The sequence below is a fragment of the Streptomyces viridochromogenes DSM 40736 genome (assembly GCF_000158955.1).
In the GTDB taxonomy this organism is placed as follows: domain Bacteria; phylum Actinomycetota; class Actinomycetes; order Streptomycetales; family Streptomycetaceae; genus Streptomyces; species Streptomyces venetus.
Genome location: NZ_GG657757.1, coordinates 4,881,985 through 4,887,511, shown reverse-complemented (window position 1 = coordinate 4,887,511; position 5,527 = coordinate 4,881,985). Strand labels below are relative to the sequence as shown.

Sequence of the window (5,527 nt, the reverse complement as noted above, 5' to 3'; positions counted from 1 at the left end):
GGCTCCGAGCAGGTCCCGACCGTCTGGCGGGGCCTGGTCCGTACCCGCCGGGTGGCGCACCGGCGAGTGCCCCCGGCCCCCGGGGCTGGTCGGCGCGGATCGCCGCGCTGCCGGAGGAGGATCGGTACGCCGCGGTGCTCGCCGTGGTGCGTACGTCCGCCGCCCTGGCCCTCGGGCACGCCTCCGGTGACGCCGTGGACGCCACACGGGCGTTCAAGGAGCAGGGTTTCGACTCGCTCACCGCCGTCGAGCTGCGCAACCAGGTGAACGGCGCGACCGGGTTGCGGCTGGCGTCCACGGTCGTCTTCGACCATCCGAGCCCCGACGCGCTGGCCCGCCATCTGCTGGGCCGGATCGCGGGCGAGACCTCGGCCGCCGTGGCCGAGGCGCCGTCCGCGACCGGCACCGACGAGCCCGTGGCGATCGTCGGGATGGCGTGCCGCTACCCCGGCGGGGTGGGCTCGCCGGAGGACCTGTGGCGGCTGGTGTCCTCCGGGACGGACGCGATCAGCGGCTTCCCCACCAACCGCGGCTGGGACCTGGAGAAGCTCTACGACCCGGACCCCGGGAGCACCGGCACGTCGTACGTCCGCGAGGGCGGGTTCCTGCACGACGCGGACCTCTTCGACCGGGAGTTCTTCGGGATCTCGCCGCGTGAGGCGACCGCGACCGACCCCCAGCAGCGGCTGCTCCTGGAGACCGCCTGGGACGCCTTCGAGAACGCGGCGATCGATCCGGCAGCGGTGCGCGGCAGCAACACCGGGGTGTTCGTCGGCGCGATGTACGACGACTACGCGTCGCGGCTGCCGTCGGTGCCCGCCGAGTTCGAGGGGTTCCTGCTGGTCGGGAACACCTCCAGCGTGATCTCCGGGCGGCTCGCCTACGCGTACGGCCTGGAGGGTCCCGCGGTCACCGTGGACACCGCCTGCTCGTCGTCGCTGGTCGCCCTGCACCTGGGGGCGCAGGCGCTGCGGTCCGGGGAGTCCGACCTGGTGATGGCGGGCGGGGTGACCGTGATGGCGGGGCCGGGCTCGTTCGTCGAGTTCAGCCGCCAGCGGGGGCTCGCGCCGGACGGCCGCTGCAAGTCGTTCTCCGCGCACGCCGACGGCACCGTGTGGAGCGAGGGCGTGGGCCTGCTGCTGCTGGAGCGGCTGTCCGACGCCCGGCGCAACGGGCACCAGGTGCTCGCCGTGCTGCGCGGCTCCGCCGTCAACCAGGACGGCGCCAGCAACGGACTCACCGCGCCCAACGGCCCCTCCCAGGAGCGGGTGATCCGGCAGGCCCTCGCGGGCGCCGGGCTGCGGGCCTTTGACGTCGACGCCGTGGAGGCGCACGGCACCGGCACCGCGCTGGGCGACCCGATCGAGGCGCAGGCCCTGCTGGGCACGTACGGCGCCGACCACGACGCCGAGCACCCGCTGTGGCTGGGCTCGCTGAAGTCCAACATCGGGCACGCGCAGGCCGCGGCCGGGGTCGGCGGCGTCATCAAGATGGTCGAGGCGATTCGCCACGGGGTCCTCCCGAAGACCCTGCACGCCGACGAGCCCTCGCCGCACGTCGACTGGGACAGCGGAGCCCTCGCCCTGCTCACCGAGGCCCGCGAGTGGCCGCAGGCCGGGCGTCCGCGCCGGGCCGCCGTGTCGTCGTTCGGAATCAGCGGCACCAACGCACACGTGATCATCGAGCAGGCGGAGGAAGAGCCCTCGACAGCCGACGCCCAGGGCTCAGCGGACGGGGCGGACGCAGCGGGTGCCCTCGGCGACCCGGGCCCCAGGGACCCGGCGGCGGTCAAGCCCCCCACAACCGGTGCCCAGGGCTCAACCGACAAGACGGACACAGCGGCTGCCGCCGGCGACCCGGGCTCCAGGGACCCGGCGGCGGTCGTGGACCGCCCGGCCCCGGGTGTCGCCCTGCCGTGGCTGCTGTCGGCCAAGTCGGACACGGCGCTGCGGGCGCAGGCCGAGCGGCTGCGGGCGTTCGTGCTCGACCGGCCCGGGCTCGCACCCGCCGACGTCGGCTTCTCCCTGGCCACCGGCCGGACCCGGCACGAGCACCGGGCCGCCGTGCTGGGGCACGACCGAGACGAACTCCTGAAGGGCCTCGACGCGTTGGCGCGGGGCGAGGACACACCCGCCGTCGTCCGTGACGGCGGCGGTACGAGGGGCAGGACGGCGTTCCTGTTCACCGGGCAGGGCAGCCAGCGCACCGGCATGGGAAGCGACCTGTACGCGGCCTCCCCGGTGTTCGCCGCCGCCTTCGACGAGGTGTGCGCGCACATCGACACCCACCTCGAACGGCCCCTGCGAGACCTCGTGTTCGACGGCGGGGACGAGCTGGACCGCCACGGGTTCGGGCCAGCCGCGCCTGTTCGCCACTGAAGTCGCGCCTGTTCCGCTCGACGAAGTCCTGGGCCTCACGCCCGACTTCTGCTGGTCCACTCGGTCGGCGAGTTCGCGGCCGGCGGCAAGTCGCCGGGGTGCTGTCGCTGCCCGACGCGTGCGCGCTGGTGGCGGCCCGGGGCCGGCTCATGGACGCCCTGCCGGAGGGCGGCGCGATGCTCGCCCTCGCGGCGGCGGAGGACGAGATCACCCTGCCCGACGGCATGAGTCTCGCCGCCGTCAACGGCCCCGAGGCGGTCGTGGTCTCGGGCGACGAGGACGCGGCCGCGGCACTGGAGGACAACTGGCGGGCCGAGGGACGCAAGGTCAAGCGTCTCGTCGTCTCGCACGCCTTCCACTCCCACCGGATGAACGGCATGCTCGACGCCTTCGCCGAGGCGGCCCGTGGCGTGACCTTCCACCCGCCGACGCTGCCGATCGTGTCGACGGTCACCGGTGACCTGGTGGACGCCGCCCGGCTGTGCACCCCGGAGTACTGGGTGGCCCAGGTGCGTCAGGCGGTGCGGTTCATGGACGGGGTACGGCGGCTGGAGGCCGCCGGGGTCACCGACTATGTGGAGCTGGGCCCCGACGGGGTGCTCTCCGCGCTGGTCGAGCCGTGTCTGACCGCACCGGCGGGGACGGTGGTCCCGCTGCTGCGGGCCGGGCGCCCCGGAACGCGTACCGTCGCCGCCGCTCTGGCACTGCTCGCCCTGGGCGGGGCCCACGTCGACTGGAACGCGGTCTTCCCCGGCGCCCGGCGCACCCCCCTGCCCGGCTACGCCTTCCAGCGTCAGCGCTACTGGCTGACGGCCCCGGCCACCTCCGGTGACGCCACCGACCTCGGCCTCGACTCTCCCTGCCATCCGCTGCTGGGCGCGGCGGTGGAGTCGATCGACCGCGAGAGCGTCGTCCTCACCGGCCGGATCTCCCCGCGCACCCACCCGTGGCTCGCCGACCACGCCGTCATGGGCACCGTGCTGCTGCCGGGTACCGCGTTCGTGGACCTCGCGCTGCACGCCGCCCGCCGGGCCGGCTGCACCCTGGTCGACGAACTCACCCTGACCGCGCCCCTGGTGCTCCGCGAGGACGACGAGGTGCGCATCCAGGTGTCCGTCGGCTCCCCGGACGACTCCGGCCGACGCCCGCTGACCGTCCACTCCCGTCCCGCGCGGGCCGACGGCGACCACCGCTGGACCCGGCACGCCGAGGGAACGCTGAGCACCGCGGAGCCCGCCCCGGCCCTCTCCGAGGGCGTACGGCGGCCCGCCGACGCGGTGGAGACCGGCCTCGACGGGGTCTACGACGCCCTCGCCGAACGGGAGTACGCGTACGGTCCGCTGTTCCGGAACCTGCGCCGGCTCTCCCGCCACGGGGACGACCTGTACGCCGAGGTCACCCTCGCCGAGGAGCACCGATCCGAAGCCGCGCTCTTCGCCCTGCACCCGGCGCTGCTCGACGCGGCCCTGCACCCGCTGCTGCCGGGGGTGGCGGACGTGTCCTCCCGGCCGATGGTGCCGTTCTCCTGGTCCGGCATCAGCGTGCCCCCGGCCGGGACGGGCCCCGGCTCGCTGCGGGTCCGGCTCGCGGTGACGCAGTCCGACGACACGAGCGTGGTGGTCGCCCTGCACCTCGCCGACGAGACGGGGCAGCCGCTGGCCACGATCGACGAACTCCGGCTGCGCCCCCTCTCCCCCGGCGACCTGGCCGCCGCGGGCGCCCGGGCCCGGGAGGGGCTGTACGGGGTGCGGTGGACCCCGGTGCCGACCGAACCGGCCGGCACCGCCGACGACGGCCCCCGGGCCGTGCTGGGCGAGGGATGGCCGCTGCCCTCCGGTGCCCGGCCGGTCCCGTCGTACGACAGCCTCGCCGCGCTGCGGGAGGCGGTCGACGGCGGCGCCGAGGTCCCGTCGACGGTGCTGCTTCCCCTGCTGCCCCCGCCGGCCGAGGACACCTCTGAGGACAGGGCCGCCTCGGACCGCGCGGCGAGGACGGGCAGGACGACCGGCGAGGACGGTACGGCAGGCACGGAGACGGTCGGTGCGGACGGTGCCGGCGGGCTCGCCGGGCGGGCCCGGGCGGTGCTGCACGAGTTGCTCGGCACCGTACGGGACTGGCTGGCCGACGACCGGTTCGCGGCGAGCCGGCTGGTGGTGCTCACCCGGGGGGCCGTCGCCCCGGACGGTGAGGACGTCACCGATCTGGCGCGGTCCGGGGTCTGGGGTCTGCTGCGCTCCGCGCAGGCCGAGCAACGGGACCGGTTCACGCTCGTCGACCTCGACGACCACCCCGGCTCCCATGAGGCCCTCGGCGCCGCGCTGCGCACCGGCGAACCCCAACTCCTCCTCCGGGCGGGCGAGGTACTCGCCCCGAGACTGGCCCCGGCCGAACCGGACACCTCCGCCGGGCCCGGCGGGACCGGCCCCGGCTGGGAGCGGGGCACGGTACTCGTCACCGGCGGGACGGGCGCCCTCGGCGCCGTCCTCGCCAGGCACCTGGTCACCGAGCACGGCGCCCGTCGCCTGCTGCTGACCAGCCGACGCGGACCCGACGGCCCCGGCGCCCGGGAGCTGGCCGAGGAGCTGACCGCGCTCGGCGCCCACGTCGAGGTCGTGGCCGCCGACGCCGCCGACCGTGACGCGCTGGCCGCGCTGCTCGCCGGCATCCCGGACGACCACCCGCTGACCGCTGTCGTGCACACCGCCGGCATCACCGACGACGCGACGGTCACCTCGCTGACACCGGAACAACTCGACGGCGTACTGCGGCCCAAGGTCGACGGAGCGTGGAACCTGCACGAACTGACCAAGGACGCGGACCTGTCGGCGTTCGTCCTGTACTCGTCCGTCGCCGGTGTCGTCGGCACACCGGGTCAGGCGAACTACGCCGCCGCCAACACCTTCCTGGACGCGCTCGCCCACCACCGGCACGCGAACAGCCTTCCCGCGCACTCCCTCGCGTGGGGGCTGTGGGCCGAGAGCAGCGCGCTCAGCACCCATCTGTCCGGCGCGGACCTCAACCGTCTGGCCCGCCTCGGACTGCTGCCCCTCACCAACGCCGAGGCCACCGCGCTGTTCGACGCGGCGCTCGCCCTCGACCGGCCCGTGCACGCGGTCACCCGGATCGACACCGGTGCGCTGCGCAGGGCC

General features: G+C 75.4%; 1 protein-coding gene and 1 pseudogene. Both read left to right on the top strand.

The genetic code is table 11. From position 1 onward, the window contains the following. Positions 1 to 53: 53 nt before the first annotated feature. A pseudogene (locus SSQG_RS43505) lies at positions 54 to 2,378 on the top strand (type I polyketide synthase); the annotation flags it as partial. A 98-nt stretch (positions 2,379 to 2,476) separates the two neighbouring features. Next, on the top strand, positions 2,477 to 5,527 hold a 3,051-nt coding region (locus tag SSQG_RS43500; protein ID WP_003991942.1), incomplete at its 3' end, for an SDR family NAD(P)-dependent oxidoreductase.